Here is a 14099-nt window from a genome sequence, read left to right as displayed (position 1 = left end):
CAGATCCTGTGGCGGGGGTGTCCGGGCGTGCGAACCATCGCCCTGCCGCACTCTGCCGCCGAGCCTCGCGCGAAGCGTGACGTCCGGTGCCTGCGCCCCCGCGCCCGCCCCTTCGTCCCTTCTCTTCCCGGCCATGTGCATCGCGACGGGTACGCGCGTCGCGACGGCCCGCCAGGCGTCCACCCAACGGCCCATCGCAAGGAAATCCGCCATGACCCAGCAAATCACCCCGCCCGCATCCGCCGGGCAGGCGCGCAAGCTCCTGGCCGTGGTCGTGGGCCTGGTCGCCGTCGTGATCCTCATGCTCTGCGCCTTCGCCCTGCCCTCGGTGAACAGCGGCCCCCACGACCTTCCCGTCGGGGTCACCGGGTCCGCGCAGGCGACCGAGGCCGTCTCCGGCGTCCTCTCCGGCGATGAGTGGAGCGTCACCACCTACGGCGACGAGGCGGCCCTGAAGGCCGCGATGGAGAGCCGCGACATCATGGGCGGCATAGCACTGGCTCCCGGACACGTGACCGTCTACACGGCCACCGCCGGAGGGGCGCAGCCCACCGCGGCGGTGACCGCCATGGGGACCGGGATCGCGCACCAGCAGCAGGCCGAGGTGACCGTCACCGACCTCAAGCCGTTCACGGCCGACGACCCGAAGGGTGCGGGCTTCGCCGCCGCGGCGTTCCCCATGATCTTCGGCGGCATGATTCCCGCGGTGCTTCTCACCCGCATGTTCCCCGGACACGCCGGACTCCGCCGCCGCCTCGTCGGAGGTGTCGTCTTCGCTCTGCTGGCCGGATTCGCGGTCACGGCCTTCCTCCAGTTCGGCACGGGCTCTCTCGACGGCGCCTACGTGCTCAGCGGTCTCGGCCTGTCCCTGGGCATGGCCGCGCTGGTGATGACCCTGCTCGGGCTCGAAGCGCTGATGGGCATGGCCGGTTTCGGTCTCGGTGCCGCCGTGGTCATGCTGCTCGGCAACCCGCTCTCCGGACTGGCCAGCGGGCCCCACTGGCTGCCGAACGGCTGGGCCGCGCTCGGACAGATCCTCCCGCCGGGCGCCTCCGGAAGCCTGCTGCGCGCCAACGCGTTCTTCGACGGCATCGGTGCCGGTACGCCCGCCCTCGTGCTCGCCTGCTGGGCCGTGTTCGGCCTCGCCCTGATGCTGATCGCGGACCGGCGCGGCCACCGGACCCCCGCGGTCGCGCCGGAACCGCAGGCGCAACTCGTTTGACCTGGCCTGACCTGACTGACTGCCCGTCCATCTGTCCATCTGTCCGTCCGTACGAGGAGTCAGGACGTGGGCTGCGGGGTGGAGCAGGAGCGGAGGTAGGCGCGGGTGCGGCGCGCGATCGGCAGCGGGGCGTCGGGGTCGCAGGGGTACATGTCCTGCTCCACGATCGCGAAGAGGTCGGTTCCGAGCGCGCGCGCCGCTTCGAGCACCGGCTCCAGCGCCGGTACGCCGCGCGGCGGTTCGCACATCACGCCCCGGGCGACGGCGGGACCGAAGGGCAGCTCCTCGGCGACCACCTTCGCCAGGACCTCGGGATCGACCTGCTTCAGGTGGAGGTAGCCGATCCGTTCCCCGTACGTCCGCAGCAGGGCGACGCTGTCGCCGCCGCAGTAGGCGTAGTGCCCCGTGTCCAGGCAGAGGGAGACGAGGTCGGGGTCGGTGGCGTCGAGGAACCGGTTGACGTTCTCCTCGCTGTCGATGTGGGTGTCGGCGTGCGGGTGGACGACGATCCGCAGCCCGTACCGGTCCCGCACCTCCCGGCCGAGCCGCTCGGTCTGGGTGGTGAGGTCGCGCCACTGCGCGGGGGTGAGGGTGCGGTCCTCCAGCACGTCGCCCGTCTTGTCGTCGCGCCAGAACGACGGGATGACGACGAGGTGTTCCGCACCCGTCGCCCGGGTCAACCCGGCGATCCCGGCGACGTGCTCCCAGGTCTTCTCCCAGACCTCCGGCCCGTGGTGCAGCCCCGTGAACACCGTCCCGGCGGAGACCGAGAGCCCCCTGCGCCGGGTCTCGTCGGCGAGCCGGGCGGGATCGGTGGGCAGATAACCGTACGGGCCCAGTTCGATCCACTCGTACCCCGCCGCCGCGACCTCGTCCAGGAAGCGCTGCCAGGGCACCTGCCGCGGATCGTCCGGGAACCAGACGCCCCAGGAGTCGGGTGCCGAGCCGATACGGATACGCGAGGACGCGGGTGCGGAACGGGTCATATCGGCCACCCTCGGCCCCTGTCCCGGTGGAGTCAAGGGCGCGTTCGCATGTCCCGGCCAAATGTTGACGGCGTTTCGGGGTAGGGCTGTCACGTGATCCGCGGCGGGTGTGGTCCGCGGTGGATGTGATCCGTGTGGATGCGATTCGGGCTTGACGCGATCCGGCTGGATCGGTGCGCGGCGTCGGAAGGGACGTGTATGCCTCAGCCGTACGACCTGATCACCATGGGCCGGATCGGGGTGGACCTCTACCCGTTGCGGACGGGGGTGTCCCTCGCGCAGGTCGACGCCTTCGGCAAGTTCCTGGGGGGCTCGCCCTCCAACGTTGCGGTGGCCGGTGCCCGGCTCGGACTCCGTACCGCCGTCGTCACCCGTACCGGACGGGACCCCTTCGGCGCGTATCTGCGCGCACAGTTGCGGGAGTTCGGGGTGGACGACCGGTGGGTGGGCGAGGTGGCCGGGTACCCGACACCGGTCACCTTCTGCGAGCTGTTCCCGCCCGACGACTTCCCGCTCTACTTCTACCGCCTGCCCAAGGCGCCCGATCTGGAGATCCACGCGCACGAACTCGACCTGGACGCGGTGCGCGCCGCACGGATCTTCTGGGTCACCGGCACCGGCCTGAGCGCCGAACCCAGCCGTACGGCGACCCTCGCCGCCCTCGACGCGCGTACGGGCGGCCCCGGAACGGCCCCGGCGCCCGGCGCGCCGGAGCGGCGGCCGGTCACCGTGTTCGACCTCGACTGGCGGCCGATGTTCTGGGAGGGCGGCGACGCGGACGCCGAGGCGCCCCGCCGCTACCGGGAGGCCCTCGCGTTCGCCACCGTCGCCGTCGGGAACCTGGCGGAGTGCGCCGTCGCCACCGGGGAGCACGAGCCGTACGCCGCCGCCCGCGCGCTCCTCGACGCCGGAGTCGAACTGGCCGTCGTCAAGCAGGGGCCCAAGGGGGTGCTCGCCGTCCACCGTGACGGTACGGTCGCCGAAGTGCCCCCGCTCCCCGTGCGCGTCGTCAACGGACTCGGCGCGGGCGACGCGTTCGGCGGGGCCCTCTGCCACGGGCTGCTCGCCGGATGGGAGACCGAACACGTGATGCGGTACGCCAACGCGGCCGGGGCCATCGTCGCCTCCCGGCTCGCCTGCTCGTCCGCGATGCCCTTCCCCGCCGAGGTGGAGGCCGCCCTCGCCCGCGGGGAGGTCCCCCCGGAGGAACCGGAACCCGAACCAGCCACCCCGGCCCCGACCGGGCCCCCGGCCCCGACCGGCCCCCCGGCCCCGACCGGCCCCCCGGCCCCGACTCAGACTCCGGTCCCGACCGGGCCCCCGACTCCATCCCCGCCCCCGACCGGGGCGGGCACATGACCCCCGCCCCCGCCGCCTCCTCGCTCGCCGACCTCGCACGGCTGCGCGCCGAGCACCCGGAAGCCATCGCCGAGGCCGCCGACCGCAGGCGCCGCAGGCCCCTCGCACGCCCCGGCGAACAGCTGCTCATCCTCGCCGCCGACCACCCGGCGCGCGGCGCGCTCGCCGTCGGCGGCCGGGCCCTCGCCATGGCGCACCGCTACGAACTCCTCGAACGCCTCTGCCTCGCCCTCTCCCGCTCCGGCGTCGACGGAGTGCTCGCCACCGCGGACATCGTGGACGACCTGCTGCTCCTCGGAGCCCTGGAGGACAAGGTCGTCATGGGCTCGCTCAACCGGGGCGGCCTCGCGGGCGCCGCCTTCGAACTGGACGACCGCTTCACCGGCTTCCGCCCCCTGGACCTGGCCCGGCGCGGGTTCGACGCGGGCAAGCTGCTGCTCCGCATCGACCACGAGGACCCCGGCTCCCTCGACACCCTGCACACCGCCGCCCGCACCATCGACGCGATGGCCGCCCACCGGCTGCCCGTCTTCGTGGAGCCCTTCCTCTGCCACCGGGAGGACGGCCGGCTCCGTACGGACCTCAGCATTCCGGCCGTCACCACCGCCATCGCCGTCGCTTCCGGGCTCGCCGGCTCGTCCGCGTACACCTGGCTGAAAGTCCCCGTCACTGAACGCCCCGACGACATGGCCCGGGTGATGGAGACCTCCACCCTGCCCGCCGTGCTGCTCGGCGGCGAGGTCGGCGACGACCTGGAGGGGGCGTACGAGAAGTGGCGCGACGCTCTGCGGCTGCCGACCGTGCGCGGCCTGGTGGTGGGCCGGGCGCTGCTCTACCCGCCGGACGGGGACGTCGCGCGGGCCGTCGACACGGCGGCCGGGCTGCTCCGGCCGAGCGACCGGGAAGGCCCGCCCTCCACCGGACAGGAAGGCCCGCCCTCCACCGGCCCGGAAGGCCCGCGTCGATCGGCTCCTCCGGAGACCGGTGAGGGTAGGGAGGCACCATGACGACGCACCACGACACCGAAGAGCCGCACCGCCGCCCTCTGACGGCACAGGACGAAACCGCCGAGCCGCACCGCCGCCCCCTGCACCTGAGGGGCGGCCTTGACGACACCCCGTACGCCCTGGACATCGGGCCGGAGCGGGCGGAATGGGAGCGGTCGAGCCTTCGGGTGCTCGACCTGCCGCCGGGCGGAGTTCACACACTCGTCACCGGGGAGAGCGAATGGATCGTTCTGCCGTTGACCGGCGGCTGTACGGTGCATACGGCAGGTGACATCTTTGAACTCACCGGCCGTGAGAGCGTGTTCAGCGGGGTGGCCGACTTCGCGTACCTACCGCGCGATGCCACCGCACAGATCTCCTCCGGCGCGGGAGGCCGCTTCGCCCTGGCAGGAGCGAAGTGCGAGCGACAGCTCCCCGCTCGCTACGGCCCCGCGTCGGAGGTACCTGTCGAACTGCGCGGCTCCGGGACCTGTGCCCGGCAGGTCAACAACTTCGCCGCCGCCGACGTCTTCCGCTGCGACCGGCTCATCGCCGTCGAAGTCCTCACCCCGGCGGGCAACTGGTCCTCCTACCCGCCGCACAAGCACGACGACGCCGAACCCGGCGTGGAGTCGGTACTGGAGGAGATCTACTACTTCGAACTGGAGCGCGGAGGCCCCGGCTACCACCGCGTCTCCCCGTCCCGCCCCGGTGGCGCGGACGTGCTCGCCGAGGTACGCGGCGGCGACGCCGTCCTCGTCCCCGACGGCTGGCACGGCCCGTCCATCGCACCCCCGGAAGGCGCCCTCTACTACCTCAACGTGATGGCCGGACCGGACGAGGAACGCGCCTGGCTGATCCGCGACCACCCCGACCACGCCTGGATCAGGGAGACCTGGGACCCCCAGCAGGCCGATCCCCGGCTCCCGCTGTACGCCGCACCCAAGGACCACAGGTGACCGTCCGTCTGACCACCGCGCAAGCCCTGATCACCTTCCTCGCCCGGCAGTACACCGAGCGCGACGGAGAACGCCGGCGGCTGATCGGTGCCACCTGGGGCATCTTCGGCCACGGCAACGTCGCCGGCATCGGCCAGGCGCTCCTGGAGTACGGCGGCTCCGAGGACGCCCGGGGCTCCGGCTCCCGGATGCCCTTCCTCCAGGGCCGCAACGAACAGGCCATGGTGCACGCGGCCGTCGGCTACGCCCGGCAGTCCGGGCGGCTCTCCGCCCACGCCGTCACCACCTCCATCGGCCCCGGCGCCACCAACCTCGTCACCGGCGCCGCCCTCGCCACCGTCAACCACCTGCCTGTCCTCCTCCTCCCGGGCGACACCTTCGCCACCCGCCCCGCCGACCCCGTGCTCCAGCAGCTCGAAGTCCCGTACGCCGGAGACGTGTCGGTCAACGACTGCCTGCGGCCGGTCTCCCGGTACTTCGACCGGATCACCCGCCCCGAGGCGCTGATCCCCGCCGCCCTCCAGGCCGTACGGACCCTCACCGATCCGGTCTCCACCGGTGCGGTCACCCTCGCGCTCCCGCAGGACGTGCAGGCGGAGGCGTACGACTGGCCCGAGGAGTTCCTCGCCGAGCGGGTCTGGCACGTACGCCGCCCCGCCCCCGACCCGGACGAACTGGACCGGGCCGTGACGGCGGTCCGGGCCGCCCGCCGGCCGCTGCTTGTCGCGGGCGGCGGGGTGCGGCACAGCGCCGCCGAGGAGGCCCTCGCCGCGTTCGCCGAGGCCACCGGCATCCCCGTCGCCACCACCCAGGCGGGCAAGGGCACCCTGCGCCACGACCACCCGTCGGACGTGGGCGGGATCGGCCACACCGGTACCGCCACCGCCGACGAACTGGCCCGCGAGGCCGACCTGGTGATCGGCGTCGGAACCCGCTGGACCGACTTCTCCACCGCCTCCGCCACCCTCTTCCCCGACCCGGCGACCCGGTTCGTCAACCTCAACGTCACCGGGTTCGACGCCCACAAGCAGGCCGCCCTCCCGCTCGTCGCGGACGCCCGTACCGGCCTCGAAGCGCTCGCCGCCGCCCTCGGCGCCCACGGCCACCGGGTCGACCCCGGCTACCAGCGGGCGTACACCGGGGCGAAGGCACGCTGGGAGGCCCGGGTGGACGCCGCCTTCGCCGCTCCCGATCCCGGTGCCGCACCCACCCAGACCCAGGTCCTCGGCCTGCTGGACGCCCTCGTCACCGAGGACGACGTCCTGATCAACGCGGCCGGCTCGCTCCCCGGCGACCTGCACCAGCTGTGGCGGGCCCGTTCACCCCGGCAGTACCACGTCGAGTACGGCTACTCCTGCATGGGCTACGAGATCCCGGCGGCGATCGGCGTCCAGCTCGCCGCACCCGGCCGCCCGGTCTGGGCGCTCGTCGGCGACGGTACGTACCTGATGAACCCGACCGAGATCGTCACCGCCGTCCAGGAGCGGCTGCCGGTCAAGCTCGTGGTGCTCGACAACCACGGGTACGCCTCCATCGGCGGGCTCTCGGCGGCCGTCGGCGGTGAGCGCTTCGGCACCGACTACCACCACCGGGACCCCGACGGCGCGTTCACCGGCGACCCGCTCCCGCTCGACCTCGCCGCCAACGCCGCCTCCCTCGGCATGCGGGCCCTGCGCGCCCGCACCGTGGCCGAACTCCGCGCCGCCCTCGCCGAGGCGCGGGCCGCCGACCACCCCGTCTGCGTCCACGTCGCGCTCGCCCCGATGCCCGCCCACCCCGCAGGCCAGAAACCCGACAGCGTGCCGGGCCCTCCTCCGGCGCAGGCGTGGTGGGATGTGCCCGTGGCCGAGACGGCCACCCGCCCGGCGGCGGTGGAGGCCCGCGAGGTGTACGACCGCCGACGGGCGACCCGGCACCGCCGCCTCTGAAACAGGGAAGCCCACGCTCCGGCACCGGGAAGTTCCGACGACCCGAGAGCCCCGCGAAGTCCCTGAAGTCCCTGAAGTCTCTGAAGCCCGAAGGAGATCCTCATGACCAGGACCGTCCACCACTGGATCGGTGGCAAGACCGTCGAGGGCACGTCGGGCGCGTACGGCCCGGTCACCGACCCCGCGACCGGCGCCGCCACCACCCGCGTCGCCTTCGCCTCCGTCGAGGAGGTGGACGCCGCCGTCACCGCCGCCAAGGCCGCCCACGCGACCTGGGGCCTCTCCTCCCTCGCGGCCCGCACCGCCGTCCTGTTCCGCTACCGCGCCCTGCTCGACGCCCACCGGGACGAGATCGCCGCCCTGATCACCGCCGAGCACGGCAAGGTGCACTCCGACGCACTGGGCGAGGTCGCCCGGGGTCTTGAGATCGTCGAGCTGGCCTGCGGCATCACCACCCAGCTCAAGGGCGAGCTCTCCACCCAGGTGTCCGGCGGGGTGGACGTCTCCTCGATCCGCCAGCCGCTGGGCGTCGTCGCCGGGATCACCCCGTTCAACTTCCCGGCCATGGTGCCGCTGTGGATGTTCCCGCTCGCCATCGCCTGCGGCAACACCTTCGTCCTCAAGCCCAGCGAGAAGGACCCGTCGGCCGCGGTGCTGCTCGCCGAACTGGCCGCCGAGGCCGGGCTGCCGGACGGGGTGCTGAACGTCGTGCACGGCGACAGGACCGCGGTCGACGCGCTGCTCACCCACCCCGACGTGGCCGCCGTCTCCTTCGTCGGCTCCACCCCGATCGCCCGCCACATCCACGCCACGGCCTCCGCGCACGGCAAGCGCGTCCAGGCGCTCGGCGGTGCGAAGAACCACATGCTGGTGCTGCCCGACGCCGACCTGGACGCCGCCGCGGACGCGGCGGTCTCGGCCGCGTACGGCTCCGCCGGCGAGCGGTGCATGGCGATCTCGGCGGTCGTCGCGGTCGGCGCGATCGGTGACGAACTGGTCGCCCGGATCAAGGACCGCGCGGAGAAGATCAAGATCGGCCCCGGCACCGATCCCTCCTCCGAGATGGGCCCCCTGATCACCGCCGCCCACCGCGACAAGGTCGCCTCCTACGTCACCGGCGCGGCCGCGCAGGGCGCCGAGGTCGTCCTCGACGGCACCGGCCACACCGTGGAGGGCTTCGAGGACGGCCACTGGATCGGCATCTCGCTGCTGGACCGCGTCTCCACCGACTCCGACGCCTACCGCGACGAGATCTTCGGCCCGGTGCTCTGCGTGCTGCGCGCCGAGACGTACGAGGAGGGCGTCGCCCTCATGAACGCCTCCCCGTACGGCAACGGCACCGCGATCTTCACCCGCGACGGCGGCGCCGCCCGCCGCTTCCAGCTGGAGATCCAGGCCGGCATGGTCGGCGTGAACGTGCCGATCCCGGTCCCGGTCGGGTACCACTCCTTCGGTGGCTGGAAAGACTCCCTCTTCGGCGACCACCACGTCTACGGCAACGACGGGGTGCACTTCTACACGCGCGGCAAGGTCGTCACCACCCGCTGGCCGGACCCGGCCGACGCCCCGTCCGGCGTCGACCTGGGCTTCCCGCGCAACCACTGAACCCGCCGTCCCGGCCTGCCCCGGAGATTTCCGAAGCACACGAGGCGGCGCCCCGCGGCCGGATTGCCGCGGGGCGCCGTCGATTCGTTTTCGCTCGGCCGAACCGCTCGTCTCCGCTCAGCCGATCGTTTCTGCTCAGCCGATCGTTTCTTCTCGGCCGTGCCCGGTCAGCGCGCGCCTGCCCGGGCCGTGCCGTACCACCTCGTCACCCGGTGGGGCCCAGCCCCTCCGGTGCGCTCAGTGGCGGTTGTCGCGACCGTGGTCGCGGTGGTCGTCACGGCCGTGGCCCCGGTTGTCGTCGCGGCCGTGACGGCCCCACGACTTCTCGTCGGCCTTCCGGCCGCGGGAGTCGCGCAGCGTGGCGGTGTCGCTGTTGTCCCAGACGTAGTTGTTGCGGTCCTGGTAGACGTCCGTGCGGCTGTCACGGCCCACACCGGTGTGGACGCGCACCGACGAACGGCCCGCGAGACGCAGGTCGAAGCGGTAGGTGCGGCGGCTCTCGTCGGTGAGCGTCCAGCCGCGCAGGTTGACGGCCTGACGGGACGTGTTGGTGACGGTCACCCACTCGTCGTTCAGCGAACGGTTGGAGCGGTTGTCGCGGCCCGGGCTGTCGTACTGGACCTTGCCCAGGACGACGGAGGAGCGCGGGGCGGGCTTGACGCGGTCGTGCCCGCGGTCGTGGCCGTCGGCGGAGGCCGGCAGAGCGGCTGCCGCCAGGAGGGCGCCGGACGCGAGGACAGTAGCGGTGATCCGTCGTGCGGTACGGGACATGGGACCCCTCGGTACAGGCCCGGACGGGGAGGTCCGGGCGGTTCTCGGCCCCGGCGTTCGCTGCCGGGAGCACAGACTCTGTCCGGATTCGCCGATGGCCGGAAGTCGCTCCGGAGCGCGGTTACACAGTGCAGACATTTCCGTTATGAACGGATGTAACTGGCACTCGCCACAATCGTCGGGACCCTGTCAAATGGTGCGTAGTGCACCCACCCTTGCGTCGCAAGGGCGCCATCGACCCTGCGCGTCTCGTGCCCCGCTCTGTGCCACCTTGTGTACGCCCTGTGAAGAAGGTGGAGGAACGTAACGGCAGTTATCAGTCAAATCGAATGGGCGTCTCCATCTTTCCTGCGGACTCGCCGAACCGTTCGACGGGAGGCGGTTCCGCTGCGGCCGAACACCGGGAACGTGCCGGTCGGGGCGCCTATGCTCGCGGGATGGAGCAGAGGGAAGTCCTGAAGCGAGTGATCGGCATCCTCACCGAGGCCGGCGAGATCCAGCGGCTGCTCGAAGAGGACGTGCAGCGCGAAGACGTCGACATGGAGGGCAGTGTCGTCACCGCCCTGCTGAACGAGACGATGCCGCGCATCGCGATCCCCGGGGACGCCACCGTCGAGGAGATGGCCGCCCTGATCGGCCGCGAGGTGGGCGGCGCGGTCGAGCAGCTGGTGGGGGCGTTCACCCTCGCCTACACGATGCTGGCGCGGGTGCACGACTCCGGCCAGACCGACGTCTCCTCCACCGACGTGCTCCGCGACCTCGCGTTGCAGGCCGAGAGCGGCCCCTCGGGCGACCCCGGGGACGACGCCACCGAGCTCTGACGGTCCGCCCGCGCCACCGCCGTACCGGGAGAAAAGCCGGTGCGGCGGACCGGTGGAGCGGCCCATCCTGGTCCGATGACCGCACCGCAGTACGAGATCCGGGCCCGGCACACCGACACCACCGTCACCGTCTACCAGGCGTACGCACCGCACATCGGCCTGCCGGCCGCCCGCGACGGCCGCTTCCCGCCGGCCTGGAAGCGCGACCGGATGACCTGGATCAAGCCGAGCTTCCTGTGGATGATGTACCGCTGCGGCTGGGCCACCAAGGAGGGCCAGGAGACGGTCCTCGCCGTCGAGATCACCCGCGAGGGCTTCGCATGGGCCCTGGGGAACGCCGAACTCTCCCACTACGTACGCGGACTCCACCCCGACCGCGCCGCCTGGAGCCGCGGCCTCCGCCGCGCCCCGGCCCGCGTCCAGTGGGACCCCGAGCGCGATCTGCGGCTGAACCCGCTCCCGTACCGCTCGCTCCAGCTCGGCCTGTCCGGCGAGGCGGCGGCGCGGTACGCGGACGAGTGGACCGTCTCCGTCACCGACGTCACCCCGCTCGCCCGGGAGATCCACCACCTGGTCCGCGCCGGAGACCTCGACGCGGCGACCGCCCTGCTGCCGGAGGAGAGGCCGTACGCGGGGGGAGACGGGGCGCCCCGGCCGCTGTCGGGGTGAGGCTCGGGTGCCGGGTGCCGGGTGCCGGGTGCCGCTGCCCGACCCCGCCGTCGTGGAGGCGTGTGTACAAGTGGTGCAGAAGGTGCCGAAGCGCGGCCCGAGCGTAGGTGGGGGCCGCGCTCACTTCGCCGTGGTTTCCGCCCCCTCGCCCTCGCCCTCGTCCACCACGCCCGGCAGCGTGAAGACGAAGCGGGTGCCCGAGGTGCGGGTGGTGTCCACGGTGATCGAGCCGCCGTGGTGCTCGACGATCTTCTTGCAGAGCGCCAGGCCGATGCCGTTGCCCTCGTAGCTCTCGCGGGTGTGCAGCCGCTGGAAGATGACGAAGACCCGCTCCGCGTACTCGGGCGCGATGCCGATGCCGTTGTCGGTCACCGAGATCTCCCAGAACGGGCGCCGGCTCTCCGCGCTCCCCTCACGGCCCGGGTTCGGCACCCGACGGGCGGCGATGTGGACGGCGGGCGCGGTGTCGGCCGTGCGGAACTTGATCGCGTTGGAGATCAGGTTCTGCAGCACCAGGCCGAGTTGGGTCGGCTGACCGTGGACCACCGGCAGCTCGTCGTGGGTGACGGTGGCGCCGGTCTGCTGGACGGCGACGTCCAGATCGCCGACCGTCCGCCGCACCAGGCCCGCCAGATCGACCTCCTGGTCGTCCGTGTGGAGTCGGCCGACGCGCGAGAAGGTCAGCAGGTCGTTGATGAGGAGCTGCATGCGGTTGGCGCCGTCGACGGCGAAGGAGATGTACTGCCGGGCCCGGTCGTCGAGCTGCTCCGCGTACCGCCGCTCCAGCAGCTGGCAGAAACTGGCCACCTTGCGCAGGGGTTCCTGGAGGTCGTGCGAGGCGACGTACGCGAACTGCTCCAGCTCCTCGTTGGAGCGGCGCAGTTCGACGGTCTGGGCGTCGAGCGCCGCCCGGGCCCGGTCCTTGAGTTCAAGGTCCTCCGCGAGCCGGCGGCGCATCGCGTCCACGTCGGCCGCGAGGACCTGGATGTCGGCGGGGCCGGTGGGGACGAGCGCATGGGCGTAGTTCCCGGAGGCGACCTTGCGGACGTCGGCCCGCAGCCGGTCCAGCGGCCGCTGCACGCCGAGGCGCAGGCCCGCGAAGGCCAGGGCCATCAGCGCCAGCACCACGGCGGCGATCACGATGAAGACCGTGTTGCGCATGGTGCGCACGGAGGCCAGGTCGCTCCGAGCCCGGTCGCGCTCCGCGGTGATGTGCTCCTGCTGGACCCTGAGCGCGGTGCGCAGTGCGTCGAACTGGGTCCGCCCGCGCTCCGCGCGCTCCTGGGCCAGGGCGGTGGGGTCCGCGGCGGCGGCGATGGGCCGGGCGACGGAGGTGTGCCACTGCTCCGCGAGTCCGTCCACCCGTGCGAGATCGGCCGAGGCCCGTACGTCGCCGGCCGTGAGGTCCTCCAGCTCCGCCATCGCGGACTTCTGCTGGGCCAGACCGGTGCGGTAGGGGTCGAGGAACCCCGCGTCACCGGCCAGGCCGTAACCGCGGATACCCGTCTCCTGGTTGACCAGCGCCGCTTCCAGGCGCACCGACGAGATCAGCGCGGGGGACCAGCGGCCGACGAGCCGCTGGTTGACCGCCGTGGACCGGACCAGGGCCCAGGTGCCGCAGCTGCCGAGCACGAGCAGCACGACCAGGGCCACGGTGGTGCCCGTGACGAGCCAGCGGCTGGTGCTCCAGCCGGGCCGCTTCGGTTCCGGCCGGAGCTCGGCCGGCCGGAAACCCTCTTCGGCGCTCTGCACGGTGGTTTGCCTCTCGCTCGCCTGGGAAACGGTGGGTGGATCACGGGCTCCAGTACCCACCGGAGCGCGGGTCACCCTACCCCGCCGACAACGCAGGTTGTCGCGGGCCTCCCGCTCCGGCTACGGTGCGGCCATGACAGTGGAGACCTCGGCGCGTCCAGGGACCGACGAGCTCGCCGACCGTGCGCGCCGCGCGGTCGCGGACCTGGCGCAGCGACTTGCGCTGGAGCCGGACGCCGTCCCGTACGGGGAGGACCGTGACGGCGACGGCCCCCCGGCGGACGAGAACTGGACCGACCCGCTGGCCGCGCTGCGCGCGCTGGCCCTCCTCAGCCGCGCGGTGGACGAATGCGCCGCCCGGGCGGCCCGCGCCGCCGCCGACGGGGGAGCGGGCTACCCGCAGCTCGGCGGCGCCTGGGGCGTCAGCCGGCAGGGCGCCCGCAAACGCTGGCCCGGCCTGGTCTTCACCGCACGACCGTCCTCCCGCCCCCTGCCCAACGATCACCGGAGCCCCCACATGAACGGCCTTGCACCCCGGCGCACCTACACCGTCCTGCTCGTGGAGGACGACGTGGCCGACGCCATGCTCATCGAGGAGGCCCTGATCGAGCGCGGGATGGCGCGGGGCATCAACCGGGTCGACGACGGCGTGTCCGCCCTGGAGTACCTGCGCGACCCGGCGAAGGACCGCCCGGACCTGATCGTGCTCGACCTCAACATGCCCCGCATGAACGGCCGTGAGCTGCTCGGCGTGCTCAAGAACGACGAGAAGCTCTCCAGCATCCCGATCGTGGTCCTCACCACCTCGGCCGCGCCCGACGACGTCCAGGACGCCTATACACAGCACGCCAACGCCTACGTGACCAAGCCGGTCAACCTGGACGACTTCGTTCACACCGTCCAGAGCATCGACAGCTTCTTCCTGGAGACCGCCGTCCCGCCCCAGCACCGCCTGGACGGCTGAGAAAGCCCCTCCACCGCCTGGACGGCCGAGAACACCGGCTCCGGGGCGCGTACCGCGTCCGCAGTACGCGCCCGGGG

The 14099-nt window shown here is 72.8% G+C and carries 12 protein-coding genes; 9 read left to right on the top strand and 3 right to left on the bottom strand.

What is annotated here, in order from left to right; translation table 11 throughout:
- The first annotated feature begins 211 nt into the window (after window positions 1-211).
- Window positions 212-1222 carry a hypothetical protein gene (locus tag OG599_RS11480; protein WP_327175886.1) on the top strand — a complete coding sequence of 337 codons (1011 nt, stop codon included), beginning with the start codon at window positions 212-214 and terminating at the stop codon, window positions 1220-1222.
- 59 nt (window positions 1223-1281) lie between these two features.
- Here OG599_RS11480 and OG599_RS11475 read toward each other — a convergent pair whose 3' ends face one another.
- A complete protein-coding gene (locus OG599_RS11475; protein ID WP_327175885.1) occupies window positions 1282-2208 on the bottom strand; it encodes a sugar phosphate isomerase/epimerase family protein in 927 nt (308 codons plus the stop codon).
- A 198-nt stretch (window positions 2209-2406) separates the two neighbouring features.
- On the opposite strand from OG599_RS11475, the gene iolC reads away from it, so the two are divergent.
- The 5 genes from iolC to OG599_RS11450 all read left to right on the top strand — a co-directional run bounded on the left by iolC (window position 2407) and on the right by OG599_RS11450 (window position 9045).
- The gene (iolC, locus tag OG599_RS11470; RefSeq protein ID WP_327175884.1) at window positions 2407-3567 is read left to right on the top strand and encodes a 5-dehydro-2-deoxygluconokinase; all 1161 of its coding nucleotides are present in this window, start codon (window positions 2407-2409) and stop codon (window positions 3565-3567) included.
- The gene (locus OG599_RS11465) at window positions 3564-4574 is read left to right on the top strand and encodes a Cgl0159 family (beta/alpha)8-fold protein (protein ID WP_327175883.1); all 1011 of its coding nucleotides are present in this window, start codon (window positions 3564-3566) and stop codon (window positions 4572-4574) included. Before iolC ends, OG599_RS11465 begins: the two co-directional genes overlap by 4 nt.
- Window positions 4571-5512: a 5-deoxy-glucuronate isomerase gene (gene iolB, locus OG599_RS11460; protein WP_327175882.1), complete on the top strand. Its 942-nt coding sequence runs from the start codon at window positions 4571-4573 to the stop codon at window positions 5510-5512. The genes OG599_RS11465 and iolB overlap by 4 nt, the downstream gene beginning before the upstream one ends.
- Entirely contained in the window at window positions 5509-7440 is a 1932-nt protein-coding gene (gene iolD, locus OG599_RS11455) for a 3D-(3,5/4)-trihydroxycyclohexane-1,2-dione acylhydrolase (decyclizing) (protein ID WP_327175881.1), read from the top strand. The genes iolB and iolD overlap by 4 nt, the downstream gene beginning before the upstream one ends.
- Before the next feature lie 102 nt (window positions 7441-7542).
- Window positions 7543-9045, top strand: a complete 1503-nt coding sequence (locus tag OG599_RS11450; RefSeq protein WP_327175880.1) for a CoA-acylating methylmalonate-semialdehyde dehydrogenase — start codon at window positions 7543-7545, stop codon at window positions 9043-9045.
- A gap of 237 nt (window positions 9046-9282) precedes the next feature.
- Here OG599_RS11450 and OG599_RS11445 read toward each other — a convergent pair whose 3' ends face one another.
- The gene (locus OG599_RS11445) at window positions 9283-9816 is read right to left on the bottom strand and encodes a lamin tail domain-containing protein (protein WP_327175879.1); all 534 of its coding nucleotides are present in this window, start codon (window positions 9814-9816) and stop codon (window positions 9283-9285) included.
- A gap of 437 nt (window positions 9817-10253) precedes the next feature.
- Between OG599_RS11445 and OG599_RS11440 the strand changes: the two genes are divergently transcribed.
- On the top strand, window positions 10254-10637 hold the full coding sequence (locus tag OG599_RS11440; RefSeq protein ID WP_327175878.1) for a hypothetical protein: 384 nt from the start codon (window positions 10254-10256) through the stop codon (window positions 10635-10637).
- Window positions 10638-10712: 75 nt separating this feature from the next.
- Entirely contained in the window at window positions 10713-11306 is a 594-nt protein-coding gene (locus OG599_RS11435; RefSeq protein ID WP_327175877.1) for a DUF4291 domain-containing protein, read from the top strand.
- A 120-nt stretch (window positions 11307-11426) separates the two neighbouring features.
- Here the strand turns inward: OG599_RS11435 and OG599_RS11430 are convergent, their stop codons facing one another.
- Window positions 11427-13058: a sensor histidine kinase gene (locus OG599_RS11430; protein WP_327175876.1), complete on the bottom strand. Its 1632-nt coding sequence runs from the start codon at window positions 13056-13058 to the stop codon at window positions 11427-11429.
- Window positions 13059-13191: 133 nt separating this feature from the next.
- Here OG599_RS11430 and OG599_RS11425 point away from each other — a divergent pair, with 133 nt between their 5' ends.
- The gene (locus OG599_RS11425; RefSeq protein ID WP_327175875.1) at window positions 13192-14022 is read left to right on the top strand and encodes a response regulator; all 831 of its coding nucleotides are present in this window, start codon (window positions 13192-13194) and stop codon (window positions 14020-14022) included.
- Window positions 14023-14099: the final 77 nt, after the last annotated feature.

The sequence above is a fragment of the Streptomyces sp. NBC_01335 genome, from assembly GCF_035953295.1.
Taxonomy (GTDB): Bacteria; Actinomycetota; Actinomycetes; order Streptomycetales; family Streptomycetaceae; genus Streptomyces.
This window is presented reverse-complemented; position numbering and strand designations above follow the sequence as displayed.

Bases quoted from the DNA above. Each gene is read 5' to 3' on its own strand.
- OG599_RS11425 (WP_327175875.1), top strand. From the start codon at position 13,192: ATGACAGTGGAGACCTCGGCGCGTCCAGGGACCGACGAGCTCGCCGAC.
- iolC (WP_327175884.1), top strand. From the start codon at position 2,407: ATGCCTCAGCCGTACGACCTGATCACCATGGGCCGGATCGGGGTGGAC.
- iolB (WP_327175882.1), top strand. From the start codon at position 4,571: ATGACGACGCACCACGACACCGAAGAGCCGCACCGCCGCCCTCTGACG.
- OG599_RS11480 (WP_327175886.1), top strand. From the start codon at position 212: ATGACCCAGCAAATCACCCCGCCCGCATCCGCCGGGCAGGCGCGCAAG.
- OG599_RS11465 (WP_327175883.1), top strand. From the start codon at position 3,564: ATGACCCCCGCCCCCGCCGCCTCCTCGCTCGCCGACCTCGCACGGCTG.
- OG599_RS11445 (WP_327175879.1), bottom strand. From the start codon at position 9,816: ATGTCCCGTACCGCACGACGGATCACCGCTACTGTCCTCGCGTCCGGC.
- OG599_RS11435 (WP_327175877.1), top strand. From the start codon at position 10,713: ATGACCGCACCGCAGTACGAGATCCGGGCCCGGCACACCGACACCACC.
- OG599_RS11440 (WP_327175878.1), top strand. From the start codon at position 10,254: ATGGAGCAGAGGGAAGTCCTGAAGCGAGTGATCGGCATCCTCACCGAG.
- OG599_RS11450 (WP_327175880.1), top strand. From the start codon at position 7,543: ATGACCAGGACCGTCCACCACTGGATCGGTGGCAAGACCGTCGAGGGC.
- OG599_RS11475 (WP_327175885.1), bottom strand. From the start codon at position 2,208: ATGACCCGTTCCGCACCCGCGTCCTCGCGTATCCGTATCGGCTCGGCA.